Origin of the sequence: Qipengyuania sp., assembly GCF_048550555.1 — a bacterium.
Classification (GTDB): Bacteria; Pseudomonadota; Alphaproteobacteria; order Sphingomonadales; family Sphingomonadaceae; genus Qipengyuania.
In genome coordinates, this window is sequence record NZ_JBLYYF010000015.1 from 167,319 (window position 1) to 185,870 (window position 18,552).

At 66.7% G+C, this 18,552-nt stretch carries 18 protein-coding genes; 11 read left to right on the forward strand and 7 right to left on the reverse strand.

Annotated features, from left to right (window positions below; translation table 11 throughout):
• The first annotated feature begins 45 nt into the window (after positions 1-45).
• From ACN4E0_RS03375 to ACN4E0_RS03395, 5 genes are all read left to right on the forward strand, one after another.
• A complete protein-coding gene (locus ACN4E0_RS03375) occupies positions 46-594 on the forward strand; it encodes a DUF1285 domain-containing protein (RefSeq protein ID WP_419565566.1) in 549 nt (182 codons plus the stop codon).
• Positions 591-1,193 carry a CoA pyrophosphatase gene (locus ACN4E0_RS03380; protein ID WP_419565568.1) on the forward strand — a complete coding sequence of 201 codons (603 nt, stop codon included), beginning with the start codon at positions 591-593 and terminating at the stop codon, positions 1,191-1,193. Before ACN4E0_RS03375 ends, ACN4E0_RS03380 begins: the two co-directional genes overlap by 4 nt.
• Positions 1,190-2,368 (forward strand): CCA tRNA nucleotidyltransferase, encoded by a 1,179-nt coding sequence (locus ACN4E0_RS03385; protein ID WP_419565571.1) that lies wholly within the window; start codon positions 1,190-1,192, stop codon positions 2,366-2,368. The genes ACN4E0_RS03380 and ACN4E0_RS03385 overlap by 4 nt, the downstream gene beginning before the upstream one ends.
• A 230-nt stretch (positions 2,369-2,598) precedes the next feature.
• Positions 2,599-3,156 carry a hypothetical protein gene (locus ACN4E0_RS03390; RefSeq protein WP_419565573.1) on the forward strand — a complete coding sequence of 186 codons (558 nt, stop codon included), beginning with the start codon at positions 2,599-2,601 and terminating at the stop codon, positions 3,154-3,156.
• 108 nt (positions 3,157-3,264) lie between these two features.
• On the forward strand, positions 3,265-4,116 hold the full coding sequence (locus tag ACN4E0_RS03395) for a phytanoyl-CoA dioxygenase family protein (protein WP_419565575.1): 852 nt from the start codon (positions 3,265-3,267) through the stop codon (positions 4,114-4,116).
• On the opposite strand, the gene parC is transcribed toward ACN4E0_RS03395, so the two are convergent.
• On the reverse strand, positions 4,117-6,393 hold the full coding sequence (parC, locus tag ACN4E0_RS03400) for a DNA topoisomerase IV subunit A (protein ID WP_419565577.1): 2,277 nt from the start codon (positions 6,391-6,393) through the stop codon (positions 4,117-4,119). It lies immediately after the preceding gene.
• A gap of 96 nt (positions 6,394-6,489) precedes the next feature.
• Positions 6,490-7,092 (reverse strand): hypothetical protein, encoded by a 603-nt coding sequence (locus ACN4E0_RS03405; RefSeq protein ID WP_419565579.1) that lies wholly within the window; start codon positions 7,090-7,092, stop codon positions 6,490-6,492.
• A 202-nt stretch (positions 7,093-7,294) separates the two neighbouring features.
• On the opposite strand from ACN4E0_RS03405, the gene ACN4E0_RS03410 reads away from it, so the two are divergent.
• Both ACN4E0_RS03410 and ACN4E0_RS03415 read left to right on the forward strand, forming a co-directional pair.
• Entirely contained in the window at positions 7,295-7,852 is a 558-nt protein-coding gene (locus tag ACN4E0_RS03410; RefSeq protein ID WP_419565581.1) for a type 1 glutamine amidotransferase domain-containing protein, read from the forward strand.
• A 184-nt stretch (positions 7,853-8,036) separates the two neighbouring features.
• The gene (locus tag ACN4E0_RS03415) at positions 8,037-8,987 is read left to right on the forward strand and encodes a DUF4349 domain-containing protein (RefSeq protein WP_419565583.1); all 951 of its coding nucleotides are present in this window, start codon (positions 8,037-8,039) and stop codon (positions 8,985-8,987) included.
• Here ACN4E0_RS03415 and ACN4E0_RS03420 read toward each other — a convergent pair.
• From ACN4E0_RS03420 to ACN4E0_RS03430, 3 genes are read right to left on the reverse strand one after another with little or no spacing between them, the layout of a single operon-like run.
• The gene (locus ACN4E0_RS03420; RefSeq protein ID WP_419565585.1) at positions 8,984-9,313 is read right to left on the reverse strand and encodes a 2Fe-2S iron-sulfur cluster-binding protein; all 330 of its coding nucleotides are present in this window, start codon (positions 9,311-9,313) and stop codon (positions 8,984-8,986) included. The genes ACN4E0_RS03415 and ACN4E0_RS03420 overlap by 4 nt on opposite strands.
• On the reverse strand, positions 9,310-10,386 hold the full coding sequence (locus ACN4E0_RS03425; protein WP_419565586.1) for a cysteine desulfurase family protein: 1,077 nt from the start codon (positions 10,384-10,386) through the stop codon (positions 9,310-9,312). Before ACN4E0_RS03425 ends, ACN4E0_RS03420 begins: the two co-directional genes overlap by 4 nt.
• Complete coding sequence (locus ACN4E0_RS03430) at positions 10,383-11,375, reverse strand: cysteine desulfurase family protein (RefSeq protein ID WP_419565646.1); 993 nt, start codon at positions 11,373-11,375, stop codon at positions 10,383-10,385. The genes ACN4E0_RS03425 and ACN4E0_RS03430 overlap by 4 nt, the downstream gene beginning before the upstream one ends.
• A gap of 180 nt (positions 11,376-11,555) precedes the next feature.
• Between ACN4E0_RS03430 and ACN4E0_RS03435 the strand changes: the two genes are divergently transcribed.
• On the forward strand, positions 11,556-12,212 hold the full coding sequence (locus ACN4E0_RS03435) for an alpha/beta hydrolase (RefSeq protein ID WP_370189440.1): 657 nt from the start codon (positions 11,556-11,558) through the stop codon (positions 12,210-12,212).
• Between the two features lie 151 nt (positions 12,213-12,363).
• A complete protein-coding gene (locus ACN4E0_RS03440; protein ID WP_419565589.1) occupies positions 12,364-13,029 on the forward strand; it encodes an energy transducer TonB in 666 nt (221 codons plus the stop codon).
• A gap of 7 nt (positions 13,030-13,036) precedes the next feature.
• Here the strand turns inward: ACN4E0_RS03440 and ACN4E0_RS03445 are convergent, their stop codons facing one another.
• The gene (locus ACN4E0_RS03445; RefSeq protein WP_419565591.1) at positions 13,037-13,246 is read right to left on the reverse strand and encodes a hypothetical protein; all 210 of its coding nucleotides are present in this window, start codon (positions 13,244-13,246) and stop codon (positions 13,037-13,039) included.
• Between the two features lie 92 nt (positions 13,247-13,338).
• On the opposite strand from ACN4E0_RS03445, the gene ACN4E0_RS03450 reads away from it, so the two are divergent.
• Together ACN4E0_RS03450 and ACN4E0_RS03455 are read left to right on the forward strand one after the other, a co-directional pair.
• A complete protein-coding gene (locus ACN4E0_RS03450) occupies positions 13,339-15,204 on the forward strand; it encodes a DUF885 domain-containing protein (protein WP_419565593.1) in 1,866 nt (621 codons plus the stop codon).
• 55 nt (positions 15,205-15,259) lie between these two features.
• Entirely contained in the window at positions 15,260-16,834 is a 1,575-nt protein-coding gene (locus ACN4E0_RS03455; protein WP_419565595.1) for a hypothetical protein, read from the forward strand.
• A 113-nt stretch (positions 16,835-16,947) separates the two neighbouring features.
• Here the strand turns inward: ACN4E0_RS03455 and ACN4E0_RS03460 are convergent, their stop codons facing one another.
• The gene (locus ACN4E0_RS03460; protein ID WP_419565597.1) at positions 16,948-18,546 is read right to left on the reverse strand and encodes a phosphoenolpyruvate carboxykinase; all 1,599 of its coding nucleotides are present in this window, start codon (positions 18,544-18,546) and stop codon (positions 16,948-16,950) included.
• Positions 18,547-18,552 lie beyond the last annotated feature (6 nt).

Consider the following 18,552-nt stretch of genomic DNA (forward strand, 5'->3'; position numbering starts at 1 on the left):
CGGGGAGGATTGAGGCGGTGCGAAACATATGCCATCGCACTCGCAGTGCCCTACACCCCGCCCCCCGAACTCGCCGGAATGTCGCTCGCCCAGATCGCCGAGGCTGTCGCGGCGCGCAAGCTGCCCCCGGTGGAGCAGTGGTCGCCCGACAATATCGACGAAAGCCACATGCGCATCGCGGCGGACGGGACCTGGTACCACGACGGCGCGTCGATCAAACGCCCCGGCATGGTCCGCGCCTTCGCCGGGCTGCTGAACCGCGAGGAGGACGGCAGCTACTGGCTGGTCGTTCCGTATCAGAAGCTCAGCATCGAGGTGGAGGACGCCTGCTTCATCGCCACCGACGTCAGCGAGACCGAGGGCGACCTGGCCTTTCGCCTCAACACCGACGAACTGGTGGTCGCCGGGCCCGACAATCCCATCCGCGCTGCGGGCGATGCCGACCAGCCCGCGATCTATGTTCATGTCCGCCGGGGATGCGAAGCGCGGCTCAACCGGTCGACCTACGAACAACTTGCGCGCATCGCGCTCGCGCGGGGCGACGACTGGACCGTGACCAGCGGCGGGGAAACCTTCTCGCTGCTGCCCTCATGAGCGCCGTCTTCGACCGGCTGACGCAGCTCTTCGAGCAGGGTCACGCAAGCGATGTCGGCGAGTTGATGTCGGATCGCCGCTTCGCCGATGCCGAGCGCACCGCCGATGCCGCGGTACTCATCGCGGTCACCGAGCAGCCCGATCCGACCGTGATCCTGACCCAGCGCCCGCGCACCATGCGCGATCACCCGGGCCAGGTCGCCTTTCCCGGCGGCAAGCTGGATCATGGCGAGGACGCGATCGAGGCGGCGCTGCGCGAGGCCTGGGAGGAATTGCACATCGCGCCCGAAGAGGTGCGCATCATCGGCACCACCGATCGTTACCAGACGGGGACGGGCTTCGACATCACCCCGGTCCTCGCGACCGTACCGCACGACCTGCCGATCCGCCCCGATCCACGCGAGGTCGAAAGCTGGTTCACCTGCCCGCTCGACAAGCTGATGGATGCATCGCAATGGGGCCGCAACGAAGTCTTCTGGAAAGGGGCCATGCGCGAATATCTCGAGATGGATCACCAGGGTTACCGGATCTGGGGCGTGACCGCGGCGATCTGCTGGAACCTGTCGCGCCGCATCGCCTGGCTGGAGGCGCGCGGATGAGCGAGCGCCTGCCCGAAACCGAATGGACCCGGCGCGAGAGTCTCGCCCTTCTGGTGCGGGCACTTGGCGTCGAGAACATCCGCTGGGTCGGCGGCTGCGTCCGCGACACGCTGCTGGGCTATCCGGTGAACGATATCGACGCGGCGACGCGGCACCTGCCCGCGGCGGTGATCGACCGCTGCAAGGATGCAGGCATCCGCACCATTCCCACCGGTATCGATCACGGAACCGTCACCGCGATCATCGAGGACGGCAATGTCGAGATAACCACGCTGCGGCGGGATGTCGCGACCGACGGCCGACGCGCGACCATCGCCTTCTCGGAAGACTGGAAGGACGATGCCGCGCGGCGCGATTTCACCATCAATGCGCTTTATGCGCATCCGGAAACGCTGGAGATTTCGGACTATTTCGGCGGGCTCGACGATCTCGTCGCGCGGCGGGTGCGCTTCATCGGCGATGCCGCGACCAGGATCAAAGAGGATCACCTGCGGATCCTGCGCTACTTCCGCTTCGCCACGCGCTTCGGCGACGGCTGGGACGATGAGGCGAGCAGCGCCTGCAGCTCGCTCGCTCCGACGCTGAAGGGCCTCAGCCGCGAACGCGTGGGCTGGGAAATGCAGAACCTGCTCGCCCTGCCCGACCCTTCCTCGACGCTCGCCAGGATGCGCGAACTGGGCGTGCTGCAGGAAGTGCTGCCCGAAAGCGGTGCGCGCGAGGTCGAACAACTCGCAACACTGATCGAGGCGGAAAAAGCGGCGAAAATCGATCCCGATGCGATGCGCCGCATGGCCGCGCTGCTCCCCGCGATCCCGCCGGTGGCCGAGGCGGTTTCGGCACGGTTGAGGTTGTCGCGCAGCCAGCGCGACCGACTGGTCTGTGTGGCACGGCGCGACATGCGCGATGGCGAAAATCCGCAGGCGCTCGCCTATGACGTCGGTCGCGACTGCGCGATCGACCGGCTGCTTCTCATGCATGCCGATCCGGCGCCGATCCGCGAATGGGACGCGCCTATATTCCCGCTCAAGGGCGGCGAAATCGTCGCGCGCGGGGTCGGCAAGGGCCCCGAGGTCGCACGCATGTTGCAGCGCATCGAGAAACGCTGGGTGGCCGAGCAATTCCCCTCCCGCGCGCGCGTCGAGCAAATGCTCGAGGAAGAACTCGCCGCCCGCTGAACGGAGGCCATGGTCCGGCTTCAGCCTGGCTTAAGGTGCAATGCAGCATAAAGGGCTCGCGGTTGCAAAAAACCGCAATCCGTGAGATAGAGCACCCCGTTCTCTCAGGGGAACTTGCGGGTGGCGCTGAATTCCACTCTCGCCCGCTCTTTCCAGTTCAGTCGGCTCGGTCGCGCGTTTCGCGTGTGGGAGAGCCGCGTGTTTCGAATTACAAGTCTTGGAGTTGCCACATGAAAACCGCGAAGCTGGCGCTTGCCGCCATCGCCCTCACCACCACCGCTGCCCTGCCGACCATGGCCGCCGCGCAGGAAGCCTCGGCTTCCGTCACCGCGGGCGCGACCGTCTATGGCAATGACGGTGCGGAAATTGGCACGCTCGAACGCATCGAAGGCGAAACCGCCATTCTCGTCGTCGACGGCATGAAGGCGCCGGTTCCGGCCAATGCCTTCGGCACCGGTGAAAAGGGCGCGACGCTCAACGCCACCAAGGCGCAGATCGTCGGCATGCTCCAGGCCGCCAAGCAGAAGGCGATCGCTGCGCGCGACGCCGCGCTGGTCGTGGGCGCCGAAGCCATGACCGCCCAGCACGCGCCGCTCGGCACCGTGCTCGAAATCAACGGCAACAACGTCATCATCGCGCGCGGCGGCGACGAAACCAACAAGATCACCCTGCTGCGCGAACACTTCGCTGCGGATGCCGACGGCATGCTGATGGCGCTGCTGACCAACGCCCAGATCGACGCTGCCATGGCCGCATCGGCACCGGCTGCCGAGAGCGCCGGCGAGTAATCACGCCTTTCCCCTGGACGGGATGACAAGAGGCCGGGGACGAGCGATCGTCCCCGGCCTTTTGCGTTTCGATTGACCCGCCTTGCCCGCCGCGCAATCACGTGGCCCATGCCGGCGACACGGAATTACGAAGCTTTTCGCCGGGACGGCTATCAGCTGCTCCCTGGCCTGTTGCCCAGCGACACGCTGGCTCGCTTGCGCGGTTTTTTCGACCGGCAGCTCGAACCCTTTCCGATTGCCAACAAGGCGCTGCGCGACAGCCCGGACGGCACGGTCGTGACCAATATCGGCGGCCTGCTCGGCTGGGGCGACCCGGCCCCGCTCGAACTGCTCGCCCTGCCGGGGCTCATGGCCGTGGCCCAGGCGATCTGCGGGCCCGATTTCGTTCCGATCCAGGAATTCGCCGTGATCAAGCATCGCGGGGACGCGAATCCCGTGCTGTGGCATCAGGACATGGTCAACGACCGGAGCGCGCCGGCGCTGGCGATGGGCATCTATCTCGACGACGCGCTGCCTGGGGAAGGCGCGCTGCGTTATGTGCCCGGCAGCCAGCTTTCGGCCGATCCGATCTGCGAACTCGCGCACAGGCCGGCGGTGGAGGTGCCCGCACAGGCCGGGGATGTGCTGATCCACGACATGATGGTCGCCCATTCGTCGGAGCCGATGAAAGGCAGCCGGCTGCGCCGGGTGATCTACCTCGAGCTGCTGTCGACCGCGCTCGCCCTGCGATATTATTCGCGCGCCTTCGTGGAGCAGCGGCAGAGACTGCTGTTCGCCGCCCGGCGCCACCGCCGCGCCACCCTTCCTTCGGCGGGCTGCTACAAGCCGCGAATGAAGGACCCCCGTCCGCGCGACCGCAAGCATCCGGTCGATTACGTCCTGGCCGATGTCCATGCGAGCGTGGTGCGCCCCGTGCCGGCAAACTACTGCTTCGAGCGAATTGCAGCCGATCTCGGCTGATCAGCCGAAGCTGTTGTCGCGCGGGAAGCCCTGCGGCGGCATGCGGCCGGCGCCGCCGCGCGCGACCTTCCACTGCCACATCTCGCCCTCGGTCCGCGTGCGGCCTTCCTTGCCGCCCATGGTCCAGCTGAGCCCCTCCGCCAGCGTGAAGGTGGTGGCATCGGACAGCCCGCCGTCGCGATAGCGCTGCAGCGTCACCCCCTGCCCGCGCGCGAGCTGGGGCAGTTCCTCGAGATTGAACACCACCAGCTTGCGGTTGTCGCCGACGCAGGCGACGTGATCGTGCCCCTCCGCGATGGGGCGCGCGACGACCAGCTTGGCGTCACCCTTGAGATTGACCACCTGGCGCCCCTTGCGGGTTTCGGCGAGCAGCTCGTCGGTCGTCGCGCCGAAGCCCTTGCCGGTATCGGCGGCGAGCAGCAGGCGCTGGCCCGGCTTGTGCGCGATCACCGCGATGATCTGCGCGCTGGCATCGATGTCGAGCGTGTTGCGCACCGGTTCGCCGAAACCGCGTGCGCCGGGCAGCTTGTCGGCGCCGAGGGTGAAGAACCGGCCCTTGTCGGTCGCCAGCAGCAGCTTGTCGGTCGTCTGCGCATGGAGCACGAAGGCGGGCCCGTCGCCTTCCTTGTACTTGAAATCCTGGTCGAGCGGCAGATGGCCCTTGGCGCCGCGCACCCAGCCCTTCTGCGAGAGAATCACCGTCACCGGCTCCTTCTCGATCATCGCATCCATGCTGAATTCGACCGCCGGCGCGGCTTCCTCGATGGTCGTACGGCGGGCGCCGAGCGCGGTATCCTCGCCATATTCCTTGCGCAATTGGTTCAAATCGCGCTTCAGCCGCGTGCGCTGCCGCGCGGGGCTGGCGAGCAGCTTCTCGAGCTCCTCCTGTTCCTTGAGCAGCTCGTCGCGCTCGTTGCGCAGCTGCATTTCCTCGAGCTTGCGCAAGCTGCGCAGGCGCATGTTGAGGATCGCCTCGGCCTGGCGGTCGGTGAGCTCGAACTCCGCCATCATCACCGCCTTGGGATCGTCCTCGTAGCGGATGATCTCGATCACCCGGTCGAGGTTGAGGAAGGCGATGATGTAGCCCTCGACCAGCTCCAGCCGCCGCGCGATCTGGTCGAGCCGGTGCTGGCTGCGGCGCTGGAGGATGTCGATCTGGCTGGCGATCCAGTGGGTGAGGACTTCCTTGATCCCCATCACCATCGGCGTGCGGCCCGCGTCGAGCACGTTGAGGTTGAGCCCGAAGCGCGTCTCGAGATCGGTCAGCTTGTAGAGGCTTTCCTTGAGCAGTTCGGGATCGACATTGCGGCTGCGCGGAACGAGCACGATACGGATCGCCTCGTCGCTCTCGTCGCGCACGTCCTCGAGGATCGGCAGCTTCCTGTCGGCGATCGCCTGCGCGATCTGCTCGATCAGCTTGCCCTTGGCCACTTGGTAGGGGATCTCGCTGATGACCAGCTGCCACTGCCCGCCGCCGAGCCGCTCGATCCCCGCCTCGCGGTCCTCGACCTTCTCGGCCTCGGCGGCGTGGAAGCGGCCGCGCACGCGGAACGACCCGCGCCCGCTCTCGTAAGCTGCGGCGATCGTCTCGGCGCTCTCGGCGAGGATCCCGCCGGTGGCGAAATCGGGGCCCTTGAACAGCTCCATCAGCCGCGCGTGCTCGACATGCGGATTGTCGATCACCTCGAGCGTCGCGTCGACGATCTCGGCGACATTGTGGCTCGGGATATTGGTCGCCATGCCCACCGCGATGCCGCTGGCGCCATTGGCGAGCAGATTGGGGAACAGGCCGGGGAAGATCTCGGGCTCCTGCTCCTCGCCATTGTAGGTCGGGACGAAATCGACCGTGCCCTCGTCCAGCCCCTCCATCAACCGCAACGCGGTCCTGGTCAGGCGCGCCTCGGTGTAGCGGTAGGCGGCGGCGTTATCGCCGTCGATATTGCCGAAGTTCCCCTGTCCCTCGACCAGCGGATAGCGCAGCGCGAAATCCTGCGCGAGGCGGACCATCGCGTCGTAGACCGAGGCGTCGCCATGCGGGTGGTATTTGCCGATCACGTCGCCGACCACGCGCGCGCTCTTCTTGAAGGCGGAGGACGGGTCGAGCTTCAGCTGCCGCATCGCCCACAGCAGGCGGCGGTGGACCGGTTTCAGCCCGTCGCGCAGGTCGGGCAGCGAGCGCGCGGTGATCGTCGACAGCGCATAGACGAGATAGCGTTCGGACAGCGCGCTGTCGAAAGGGGCATCGACGATCGCGTCGAAGGGGTCTGAATCGGTCATATCGGTCGCGGACATACAACCGAACTAGCAACACTGCCCCCTCGGCACGAGACACCGCGGGACAGATATTGGCATGTTTTTGGCGATTGCCGACGGTCAGAGAACGTCCAGTGTCAGCCAGCACCTCAATGTTCGCAGCGTCGCCTTGATCGTCATGCCCGGCGCATTGACGCCGAGACACTTGACGATCTCCCAGGCCCGGCTGCTGCGCTGTTCGATCCTGCGGTGGCGATTATGGCAATGGATCAGCTGACCGACCGTCGTGCTCACTCCGGCCTTGATCGGACAGCCTAAGGCAGGTTCGGGAACCGGCATGCGCTGGATCGCCGCCTCGATCGCCTCGCCCAGTCCCGCGCCATCGAGCAAATCCTGCGCCGCCCGCTCGACCAGGTCGCCCGGCTCGATATCGTCGAGCGGGTCGACTTCGCCGCCCGCGCGCTCGGCAAAACCCTCGAAATATTCGATGTCGATATGGATCGGGAGCTGCTCGGGAAGGACGATCGCGATCCGTCGCTCGAAGGATTCGAGGCGCACCAGTGCGGTCAGTTCGATGTCGTCGCCATCATCGACATGGCGAATGGCGGTAACGCTGGTCTCGACATTACCATCGTTGAGGATGGCGCTCCGCACATCGACGCTCAGGCGCAATGTATAACGGTTGCCGTCCCTGTCGGTGATCAGCCTGTCGCCGAGTATCATGCACCCCCCTTTGGTCGTGTCCAAGGTGGTCGGCGGCGGCGCATGGTGTCCAGCTCAACCGCGTCCATTTCGGACCGTTTCGGCCGGACGGAGCGGGTTTTTCGCGATCCGCCCCGTCGCTGCCTCGCCTCGTGGTTCTGCACGGAACGACGGGCTTCGCCGGGGCGTTGAAAGGGTAACTGCAAACAACAGGAGACCCCTCATGACCAAGCGCGTAATGATCCTCGCCACCGACGGCTTCGAACAGTCGGAACTCGAAAAGCCCAAGGCCAATCTGGAGAAGGCCGGTATCGCCACCGAGGTGGTCAGCCTGGAGGAAGGCATGATCCGCGGCTGGAAGGACAAGGACTGGGGCGACGCCATCAAGGTCGACAAAACCGTCGACGAGGTGGCGAACTGCGAAGGCTATGACGCCCTGCTGCTGCCCGGCGGCCAGATGAACCCCGACATCCTGCGCATGAACGAGCGCGCGATCGCCCTCGTCCGCGAATTCGGCATGGCGGGCAAGCCGGTTGCCGCGATCTGCCACGCCCCGTGGCTGCTCGCCGAGGCCGGCCTGATCGACGGCAAGACAGTGACCGGCTGGCCCTCGATCCGCACAGATCTGAAGAACGCCGGTGCAAACGTCGTCGATCAGGAAGTGGCGACCGACGGCAATCTCATCACCAGCCGCAATCCCGACGACATCCCCGCCTTCAGCAAGGCGCTGATCGACATGCTCGGTGAGAGCGTCGCAAGGGACCAGCTCGAAGCCGCCTGATCGGATAGGCATGCTCTACAGCGAGAGCTCCGTCGCAGCGATGCGGCGGGGCTTTTCGCATGCGGGCACGAGAAACCTTGCCTGATGTAAGTTATGTTGTAACAAATATATTGTGTTTTGATTGTGTTCACATTGTGGCGAAAATAAGGCGCAATTGGGACGGGTGATTTGAGAGGAGTCGGAAATGCGGAAATTTCTCCTGGCTGGTGTCGCCTCGACGCTGGTCCTCGCCGGATGCAGCGGAGCCGAGACCGAGACGCTCGAACGCATGTCCACGGTCGACGGCGAGGCCGAATCGATGGCCAGCTACGATATCGCGGAACCGCCTCCCGCTGCGGCTGCCGTGGTCGAACCCGCGCGATACGACGACTCCGGGAGCATTCCCGGGGCCGGTGCGATCCCCGTCGGCGTTCCGCAGGTGGCCTATCGCTACGCCTACGGCTTCCGCCTTCCCTCCGACGCGATCCGCCCCCTGCAGGAACGCCATGCCGACATGTGCGAGGCCAAGGGCCCCGACGTCTGCCGGATCATTGCGATGGACCAAGCGGAAAACGAGGGCGACTATGCCCAGGGCAGCCTGACGCTCGCCGTCCGCGCCCGCGACGCGCGTACCTTCGGCAAGGAGCTCGCCAATGCGAGCGGCAGGGTCGACGGCGAACTCGTCTCCTCCTCGATCGAGGGCGAGGACCTGTCGAAGAGCATCGTCGACACCGAGGCGCGGCTGCGCGCGCGGACCGTCCTGCGCGACCGGCTGATGGAGGTGCTGCGCAACCGCAAGGGCACCGTCTCCGAGCTCGTCGCCGCCGAACGCGGCGTGGCGCAGGTCAACGAGGAGATCGACCAGGCGACCAGCTGGCTCACCGAGATGCGCGGCCGCGTCGCCTATTCGAACATGACCGTCTCGTACGAAAGCGGCAAGCCCGCCACCGGCGGCTTCGCCGAACCGATCCGCAGCGCGTGGAACTCGCTGGGCGGCATCTTCGGCACGATGATCAGCCTGCTGATCGTGCTGCTTGCCGTGCTGGTGCCGCTCGGGCTGCTGGTGTGGCTGGGCGCCAAGGCGGGGCGGAAGCTCGGCCTGACGACCGGCATCGGCGCGGGATGGACCCGGCCCGAAGAGGCCGAAAGCGCCTAGAACCGCCGCATGTCGTGGCTTTCCGCGGGGATGCGTACGGTGAGGCCGTCCATCTCCGCGGTGAGGTCGATCTGGCAGGAGAGGCGGCTGGTGCGCGCGACGCCGGCGGCGAGGTCGAGCATGTCCTCTTCCTCCTCGCTCGCCTCCGCGAGCCGGCCGAACCATTCGGGGGCGACCACCACGTGGCAGGTCGAGCAGGCCATCTGTCCTTCGCAGGTACCCTCGAGCGGGAGGCCCGCCGCCTGCGCCACGCGCAGGAGGCTGTCGCCAGGCTGTGCCTCGGCGAGGACACTGTCGCCGTTCGCGGTGATGAATTCGATCTTCACAATCCCTGCGCCTCCGCTGCGGCGTTGATCTTGCCCGCCGCCTGTTCGATGTCCTCGATCGTGGTGTAGCGGCCGAAGCCGAGCCGGATCGAGCTCTTAGCCTGCCTGTCGCTGAGCCCGATCGCCTTGAGTACATGGCTCGGGCGGCCCGAGCCGCTGGCGCAGGCCGATCCGGCGGAGAACATCACGTCGCGCACGTCGCTCATCAGCCGCCCGACATCGAGCCCCTTGCGGCGGATGTTGAGATTGCCGTGCCAGCGCGCCTCGTCGCTGCCATTCAATGTCCAGTCGGTGAAGAGCTCGCGCGCGCGCCGCCAGAGCTTGTCGACATGGTCGCGGTCCTGCTCCATCCGGTCCTTCGCCTCGGCCGCCGCGGCGCCCATGCCGGCGATCAACGCGGGGCTGAGCGTGCCCGAGCGCAGGCCGAATTCCTGCCCGCCGCCGGTCTGGACCTCGTGCAGGTCGAGCCCGTTCCGCACCCACAGCGCGCCGATGCCCTTGGGGCCGTGGAACTTGTGCGCCGAGATCGCGATCATGTCGGCCCCGGTCAGCTCGATCCGGCCATAGGCCTGCACCGCGTCGCACAGGAACAGCGCGTTGTTTTCCTTGGCCTTGCGATGCCATTCGACCGTCGGCTGGATGGTGCCGATCTCGTTGTTGACCTGCATCACGCAGACCAGCCGCGTATCGGCGGGCAGGTCCTGCTTCGTGTTGCACTGGCCGTTCTTCGCGACGTTGAGCATGTGGCTCGCCCCCGCATCCTGCGCGGTATCGCCGACCGCCGAATGCTCGATGGCGGAGTAGGACACGGTGCCACCCCGACCCGAACCGCGGATCGCGAGATTGAGCGCCTCGGTCGCGCCCGAGGTGAAGATCACCCGGCCGTTCGGCGGGAAGAGCGCGGCGACCTGGTCGCGCGCCAGTTCGATCGCGGCCTTGGCCTGGCGGCCCATGCGGTGCGCGCTGTGCGGATTGCCGAAACCGGTGCCTCCCGGCCCGTCGAGCCAGCGCAGCATGGCATCGCGCGCCTCGGGGGCAAGCGGGGTGGTGGCCTGGTAATCGAGGTAGATCATGCCTTCGCCAACTCAAGCCATACCTCGCAGAAGCGTTCCACCTCTTCGCGGGTCGTGTTCCAGCCGAGCGAGACGCGGATCGTGTTGGCAGCCACTGCGGGCTCGACCTGCATCGCTTCGAGCACGCGGCTGGTCTTCATCGTCCCGCTCGAACAGGCGCTGCCCTGCGAAACTGCGATCCCCGCCATATCGAAGCGCATGACCTGCGCGGTGGCGCTCATGTTGGGCATCGCGATGGCGCGGATATAGGGCGTGGGATCGGACAGGCGATCCGACAGCCATGTACCGCCCAGCTTGCGGCATTCTTCGGCCAGCGCATCGAGCGGTTCGAGAACCTCTGGGTCGACATAGGGATCGCCGCAAGCCTCGAGCGCAGTCACCATGCCGAGCACGCCGGGCAGGTTCTCGGTCCCGCGCCGATAGCCGCGCTCCTGCCCGCCCGAGGGCGCGAGCATGGCGTAGTCCTTCACCAGCAGCGCGCCGATTCCGATCGGTCCGCCGAACTTGTGCGCCGAGATGATCGCCATGTCGCAGGGCAGCAGGGTCAGCTTGGCCGCGGACTGGGCGTCGTCCGCGAGGAGTATCCCGCCAGCATCACGGACCAATGCGTGGATATAGTCGATGACCTGCCGATTTCCGGTTTCAGAATTGACATGCTGGACCGCAACCAGAGGACGTTCTCGTTCGAGCGCCTCTTGCAGAATAGTCAGGTCGAGCTGCCCGTCGGGAAGCACGGGCAGCCGCTCGGCATCGGGCGCCGCCTGCAGGACGCAATCATGTTCGACTGCCGACACCAGCCGCGCACCGGCCTGCGCATGGTGGAGCGCCAGCGCCGCCGCCTCGCTCGCGCCCGAGGTGAAGATCACCTCGCCCTGCCAGCCGAGCGCCGCCTTCACCCGCTCGCGCGCCTCTTCGAGCAGCTGGCGCGCCTTGCGGCCTTCGGCATGCGGGCTGCTGGGATTGGCCCACTGCGCGAAGCCCTCCTCCATCGCGTTGCGCGCCTCGGGGCGCAGCGGGCTGGTGGCGGCGTGGTCGAGATAGATGCGGTTCGCGATGGGACATGCTCGAAATGATTGCGATTTGGGCAACAAACCCTATATAGCGCGCAACCTCGCGCAAGCCCCCTCGGGGGCCTAGCCCATGAAAATTTCGACCAGGGTACACCTCCCATGCCGACCGTGATCTTTCCCGGCCCCGAAGGCCGTCTCGAAGGCCGTTTCTCCCCCGCGCCGCGCCCGCGTGCGCCGGTGGCGATGATCCTCCACCCGCACCCGCAGGGCGGCGGAACGATGAACGAGCAGATCACGCAGCGGCTCTACAAGACCTTCGTCAACCGCGGCTTCGCCACCCTGCGCTTCAACTTCCGCGGCGTCGGCCGCAGCCAGGGCAGCTTCGACAACGGCATCGGCGAACTCTCCGATGCGGCCAGCGCGCTCGACTGGGTGCAGCAGGTCCACCCCGAAGCGCAGGTGACCTGGGTCGCCGGGGTCAGCTTCGGCGCGCTCATCGGCATGCAGCTGCTCATGCGCCGCCCCGAAATCCGCGGCTGGATCAGCATCGGCGCACCGGCGAGCATGTACGACTTCTCCTTCCTCGCGCCCTGCCCGGCGAGCGGCATCTTCATCCACGGCGCGCAGGACACGGTGGTCCAGCCGCAGGCGGTGACCAAGCTGGTCGAGAAGCTGCGCACGCAGAAGCACATCACCGTGCATCACGAGGAAATCCCGCGCGCCAACCACTTCTTCGAGAACGAACAGGCCGAGCTGATGAAGTCGGTCGACAACTATCTCGATTTCCGCCTCGATCCGAGCTGCCCGATCAAGTGATCGGGCGGGCCGCGCGCTCTTCCTGACAGACCGGCAACCCCAAGGTTGCGGAATGCAACGCGAAAAACGCTTGCCTCTTGTATGTTACGTTGTAACATTGCCCGCATGGAGTCGCCCGAACGGCTCCGGCGTTGGAAGAGGAGCACTATCCATGTCCTATATCGACCAGACCCGCAGGCCCTCGCCCGCCAGCATGGCGGCGGTCATCGGGGTGCATGCGGCCATCGCCGCGGCGCTGGTTGCCGGGCTGACGGTGAGCGGCGTCATCGCGACCGAAGACGGACCGATGGTTTCGACCGAGTACGATCTGCCCAAGCCCCCGCCGCCCGATCCGGTCGAGCCGGTAGAGCCGCGCGCGACCCAGCCGGTCGATCCGGTGGTGCATGTCCCGCAGCCGAAGTTCGACATCACCCCCGTCGAACCGACCATCCCCACCACGCCCTTCGTGCTGCCGCCGGTACCCACCCCGCAGCCGGGCCTCGGCCGCGAATTGCCCAAACCGCTGCCGCAGCCCGGCTTCGATCCGGTCGGTGCCAAGCCGCGCAACGACCCGGCAAGCTGGCTGAGCGACAACGACTACCGGCCCAGCTGGGCACGGCGGGAACTGACCGGACTGGCGCGCTTCCGGCTCGAGATCGCCGCCAATGGCAAGGTCACCGGCTGCACCGTGACCGGCTCGACCGGCCATGACGAGCTCGACCAGGCGACCTGCGCGCTGGTCACCCGTCGGGCGCGCTTCGAACCCGCGCGCGGCACCAGCGGCGAGCCGGTCGCCGGCAGCTATGCCGGTGCGGTGCAATGGGAACTGCCGCGCTAGGCGCAGGTCAGCGGGCGCCCTGCTCGAGCTTGTCGAGCGGGGCCTCGCCGCCCGCATCGGGCAGCGTCCAGATCGCGACATTGACCAGCGCGATCGCCGCCAGCAGCACCATCAGCAGGGCGTTCTTCACATTGCCCGTACGGCGCCACAGCAGAAATGCGCCGACGAGCAGGGCCAGAGCGGCGAGGACGGTGATCGAAAGCACTGCATCGAGCATGGCCGCTCCATAGCCCGCGCTGCGCCCGGTGCAAACAGCCCGGGCGCCCCGACGATTTGACAGGCCGTCACGCGCACCGCACACCGGCGCGCATGACCCAGACCCGCTTCGACATCACCCGCCGCCAGGCCCTCGCCGGGCTCGGCGCCACCTCCGCCCTCGCGCTCACCGGCTGCGCCGCCTCCGCCCGCCCCGAAGCGCTCGCCCGCGCGCAGTCTATCGGCGCCGAGCGACTGCTCGAGGTGGTCGGTTACAACCTGCTCGAACACGAGCCCGGACGGGCGACGGAGCTGGGCGTCGATACCGGGCAGCACTACCACCTGCGCGGCAAGCTCGAGGACCAGTCACCCGAGGGGCAGCAGGCCTATGCCGCAACGCTGCGAGAGGACCTCGCCCGGGTTCGCGCCTTCCCGCGCGAGGGGCTCGACGATGCGACGCTGACCAGCCTCGAGGTCGTCGAGAGCGCCTATGATCTTGCGCTCGACGGCTTCGCGCTGCCCTACGGCGACACGCCGGTCGGCAACTGGCGCACCGCGCCCTATGTCGTGATCCAGAACGTCGGCGAATATCTCGCGCTCCCGCGTTTCATGCAGGCCAACCACAAGGTCGAGAACGGCGACGATGCCGACGCCTATATCGAGCGCATGGAGCAGATGCCCGCGACCTTCGCCGGCGAGCTCGAGCGCATTCGCGCCGCGCGCGGCATGGGCCTGGTCCCGCCGGGCTTCCTGCTCGACAAGACCATGCGCCAGATGGAGCAGACGCTCGCCAGCGCCGCCAAGGGCGAGCTCTTCGCCGACGATCTGCGCGCCAAGCTCAAGGCCCAGGGCATGCCCGAAAGCCATGCCAATCGGGCGCTGACGCTCGAAAGCGGACCGATCGCTGGGGCGCTGAATAGCCAGCTCGAAGAACTACGCGCAGAGCGCGCGGTGGCGAGCAACGATCCGGGGATTTCGGCGCGGCCGCATGGCGATCAGTTCTACGACTGGGCGCTGCGGTCGAGCACCACCACGCGGCTCTCGCCCGACGAGGTCCACCGGCAGGGGCTCGAGGAGCTCGAGGCGCTGCATGCGCGGATGGACCCGATCCTGCGCGAGATCGGCTATGCCAGCGGCTCGGTGGGCGAACGCATGCAGGCGCTCGCCGCTGACCCGCGCTACCAGTTTCCCGAAGGTGATGCAGGCCGCGCCGAGATCATGGATTTCATCCACGAGCGGATCGACTGGATCAAGGCGCAGATGCCGCGCGCCTTCCACACGCTGGTCGATCCCAATCTCGAGGTCCGCCGCATCCCGCCGGCCGAGGAAGCCGGTGCACCGGGCGCCTATGGCGGCGCGGGGAGCAAGGACGGGACCATCCCCGGCCGCTTCTGGATCAACCTCCGCACGACCGACCTGCATCGGAAGTACGACCTCGCCGACCTCACCTTCCACGAGACCATTCCCGGCCATGTATGGGAGGGCGAATTCTCCAACCGCCTGCCGCTGATCCGTTCGATCCTTGCCTTCAACCCCTTCAGCGAAGGCTGGGCGCTCTATGGCGAACAGCTGGCCGACGAACTCGGCGCCTATGACGGTTTCCCGGTCGGACGGCTCGGCTATCTCCAGAGCCTCGCCTTCCGCGCCTGCCGCATGGTCGTCGACACCGGTCTCCACGCAAAGGGCTGGAGCCGCGCGCAGGCGGTCGATTTCTTCGTCACGCGCAACGGCAACAAGCCGACCGAGGTCGACAGCGAGGTCGATCGTTATTGCAGCTGGCCGGGACAGGCGACGGGGTACAAGCTCGGCCACAGCCGCATCGTCGGCCAGCGCGAGCGCGCGCAGCGCGACCTGGGCACTGCCTATGATTTCAAGCGCTTCAACGACGCGGTCGTGCTCGGCGGCAATGTCCCGATGGACGTGCTGGAGAAGACCATCACGCGCTATATCGAGCATGCGAAGATGACGCATTCGTCATAGATTTTTCGCGTTCCCCGGCTAGTCTCGACTTCGATACACAGACGGGGGTCGCACCATGCTGAGGATTTTCGCTGCGATTGCAGCACTTTCACTTGCCGTTCCCGCGCAGGCCGAATGGCTCCGCGCGGACAGCGAACATTTCGTCGTCTTTGCAGACGATAGCGCCAAGGACGTCGCGCGCTTCGCCGAGATGCTCGAGCGCTATCACGCTGCCATGTCCTTCGTGACCGGACGCGAGGTCGACACGCCGAGCCCCTCGAACCGCGTGACGATCTACGCGGTCGGCAGTGCGCGCAACATTCGCAAGCTTGCCGGAATCAAGAACATCGGCGGGTTCTATATTCCGCGCGCCGGCAGCTCGGTGGCCTTCGTCCCGAACGTACGGCCGAGTTCGGGCGAACTCGACTTTTCGATGATCACCCTGCTGCACGAATACGCCCATCACTTCCTGATCGGCAGCTCGCGCTTTGCGATGCCGCGATGGATGAACGAGGGCGGCGCCGAATTCTTCGCCTCGGCGCGCTTCCCGCGCGACGGCGAGGTGCAGATCGGTCGTCCCGCAGTCCATCGCGCCTACGAACTCGCACTGGCGCCCGACGTCTCGATCGAAAACCTGCTCGCGCGCGGCAACGTCGAGCGCGGCGGGGACAATCCGGACGACAATTTCTACGGCCGCAGCTGGGCGCTCTACCACTACCTCACCTTCGCGCCCGAGCGCAAAGGCCAGCTGCTCGAATACGCACGCCGAATTGCCGCGGGCGTTTCGTCGCGCGAGGCCGCCGTCATCGCGTTCGGCGACCTCCATGCGCTCGACCGCGATCTCGATACCTATCTCAAGAAGCGCAAAATGCTGAGCTTCGTGCTCCAGCCGGACCTGCTTCCCATCCGCCCGATCACCGTCGAGCAACTGAGCGCGGGGATGGATGAAATGCTCCCCACCATCATCCGGTCGAAGCGCGGGGTCGACCGCGAAGCGGCGCTCGAGATCCTGGAAGACGCGCGCGAGGTCGCGGCGCGTTATCCCGGCGACGCCGGCGTCTTGGCCGCGCTAGCCGAAGCCGAATTCGACGCCGGCAACGACGATGCGTCGATCGCTGCCGCCGACGCCGCGCTGGCGATCGACGTCACGGTCAAGAATGCGCTGGTGCAGAAGGGATTCGCCTTGTTCCGCAAGGCCGAGGAGGCGGACGACGAAGAGGCCGCCTTCGCCGCCGCCATGCGGCCTTTCTCCGCGCTCAACCGGCTCGAGCCGGACCATCCGCTGCCGCTGATCTATTACTACCGCAGCTTCGTCGAACGCGGCGCCGCACCCAACGAGACCGCGCGTCACGCGCTCGAACGCGCTGCACAGCTGTCACCTTTCGACCGCAGCCTGGCGATGAATGCGGGGCTGATGCAGGCGGGCGAGGGCAAGATCGCGATTGCCCGCAACACGCTCGGCCCGGTTGCGGCCGATCCGCACGGCGGGAGCATGGCGCGCGCGGCGCAGCGCTATCTCGAAGAACTGGCCGAGGTCGCCGAAGGCACCGAATGGAGCCCGCCGCACGAGGTCAACCTGACCGCCGCCCTCGCGGCGAGCGCCGGCAAGAACGACGACGATGATGGCGACGAAGAGGACGCGGCTGACTGATGGCGCCCAGGCGGGGGCCGGCCATGGCCTGACGTTTTCGGCCCCCGGTCCGCGATCGCTCGCGGCCGGGGGCCTCCTCTCCAACGCGTAGGCTCCCGCGGGAGCCGATCTTGTCAGGCGGCGACGGCCGTGTTCGGCGCCGCGTCGCGCACGCCCTGGTCGACATGCGCCGCAAAGGGTTCGAAATTGTCGACGAAGAGCTGCACCAGCTTGCTCGCGGTGCGGTCGTATTCGTCCTTGTCGGGCCAGGTCGAACGCGGGTCGAGAATGCCGCTGTCGACGCCGTCGACGCTGACCGGAACTTCGAAGCCGAAGTTCGGATCCCTGCGGAATTCGGCGTCGTTGAGCGATCCGTCGAGCGCGGCGTTGAGCAGCGCGCGCGTCGCCTTGATCGGCATGCGGCTGCCGGTGCCGTACTTGCCCCCGGTCCAGCCGGTGTTGACCAGCCAGCAGGCGACTTCGCCCTTGGCGATGCGCTCTTTCAGGAGATTGCCGTAAACGCTCGGATGGCGCGGCATGAAGGGCGCGCCGAAGCAGGTGCTGAAGGTGGCCTCGGGCTCGGTCACGCCGATCTCGGTACCCGCTACCTTGGCGGTGTAGCCCGAGAGGAAGTGATACATCGCCTGGTCGGGCGTGAGCCGCGCGATCGGGGGCAGCACGCCGAAGGCGTCGGCCGTCAGCATGATCACGTTGCTGGGCGGCGGGCCCATGTTCTTTTCCGAAGTGTTCGGGATCGACGACAGCGGATAGGCGCCGCGGGTGTTCTCGGCGAGGCTGTTGTCGTCGAGGTCGATCTCGCCCGCATCGTTCATCACGACGTTTTCGAGCACGGTGCCTTCCATCTTGGTGGTGGCGTAGATTTCCGGCTCGGCCTCGGGATTGAGGCGAATCATCTTGGCGTAGCAGCCGCCTTCGAAATTGAAGACCGCCGTGTCCGACCAGCCGTGCTCGTCGTCGCCGATCAGCGTGCGGCTGGCATCGGCCGAGAGAGTCGTCTTTCCCGTGCCCGAGAGGCCGAAGAAAACCGCGCTCTTGCCGTCGGGGCCGATATTGGCCGAGCAATGCATCGGCATGACGCCCTTGGTCGGCAGCAGGTAGTTGAGGATGCCGAAGACGCTCTTCTTCATCTCACCCGCATATTTGGTGCCGCCGATCAGGATCAGCTTTTCCGACAGATTGACCGCGATCACCGTCTCGCTGCGCGTGCCGTGGCGTTCGGGGTCGGCCTGGAATGTCGGCAGGTCGATGATCGTGTATTCGGGGACGAAGCCCTCGAGTTCGGCCTCGGTCGGGCGCACCAGCAGCGTGCGGATGAACTGGTTGTGCCAGGCGAGTTCATTGATGACGCGCACGTTGACGCGATATTCGGGCTGCGAGCCGCCGAACAGGTCGGCGACATAGAGGTCGCCCTTGTCCGCCACCGCCTTGAGGAAATCTTCCTTGAGCGCGGCGAAATGCTCGGGGCTCATCGAGGCATTGTTGTCCCACCACACCGTGTTCTCGGTCTCGGCGTCGCGGACGATGAACTTGTCTTTCGCGCTGCGTCCCGTGTGCTTGCCGGTCTCGACCACCAACGGACCGTCCTTGGCGCGGCGACCCTCGCCCCTGGCGAGCGCGGCTGCGGTCAGCTCGTCCGAGGTCATATTGGGGTGGATGGTGGCGGAAGTCTCGATGCCCTGCGCGGCAAGCGAGTGGGAAAGCGGAAAGGTCACTGAATC

Bases quoted from the DNA above. Each gene is read 5' to 3' on its own strand.
- ACN4E0_RS03380 (WP_419565568.1), top strand. From the start codon at position 591: ATGAGCGCCGTCTTCGACCGGCTGACGCAGCTCTTCGAGCAGGGTCAC.
- ACN4E0_RS03385 (WP_419565571.1), top strand. From the start codon at position 1,190: ATGAGCGAGCGCCTGCCCGAAACCGAATGGACCCGGCGCGAGAGTCTC.
- ACN4E0_RS03390 (WP_419565573.1), top strand. From the start codon at position 2,599: ATGAAAACCGCGAAGCTGGCGCTTGCCGCCATCGCCCTCACCACCACC.
- ACN4E0_RS03395 (WP_419565575.1), top strand. From the start codon at position 3,265: ATGCCGGCGACACGGAATTACGAAGCTTTTCGCCGGGACGGCTATCAG.
- parC (WP_419565577.1), bottom strand. From the start codon at position 6,393: ATGACCGATTCAGACCCCTTCGACGCGATCGTCGATGCCCCTTTCGAC.
- ACN4E0_RS03405 (WP_419565579.1), bottom strand. From the start codon at position 7,092: ATGATACTCGGCGACAGGCTGATCACCGACAGGGACGGCAACCGTTAT.
- ACN4E0_RS03410 (WP_419565581.1), top strand. From the start codon at position 7,295: ATGACCAAGCGCGTAATGATCCTCGCCACCGACGGCTTCGAACAGTCG.
- ACN4E0_RS03415 (WP_419565583.1), top strand. From the start codon at position 8,037: ATGCGGAAATTTCTCCTGGCTGGTGTCGCCTCGACGCTGGTCCTCGCC.
- ACN4E0_RS03425 (WP_419565586.1), bottom strand. From the start codon at position 10,386: ATGATCTACCTCGATTACCAGGCCACCACCCCGCTTGCCCCCGAGGCG.
- ACN4E0_RS03430 (WP_419565646.1), bottom strand. From the start codon at position 11,375: ATGGAGGAGGGCTTCGCGCAGTGGGCCAATCCCAGCAGCCCGCATGCC.
- ACN4E0_RS03435 (WP_370189440.1), top strand. From the start codon at position 11,556: ATGCCGACCGTGATCTTTCCCGGCCCCGAAGGCCGTCTCGAAGGCCGT.
- ACN4E0_RS03440 (WP_419565589.1), top strand. From the start codon at position 12,364: ATGTCCTATATCGACCAGACCCGCAGGCCCTCGCCCGCCAGCATGGCG.
- ACN4E0_RS03445 (WP_419565591.1), bottom strand. From the start codon at position 13,246: ATGCTCGATGCAGTGCTTTCGATCACCGTCCTCGCCGCTCTGGCCCTG.
- ACN4E0_RS03450 (WP_419565593.1), top strand. From the start codon at position 13,339: ATGACCCAGACCCGCTTCGACATCACCCGCCGCCAGGCCCTCGCCGGG.
- ACN4E0_RS03455 (WP_419565595.1), top strand. From the start codon at position 15,260: ATGCTGAGGATTTTCGCTGCGATTGCAGCACTTTCACTTGCCGTTCCC.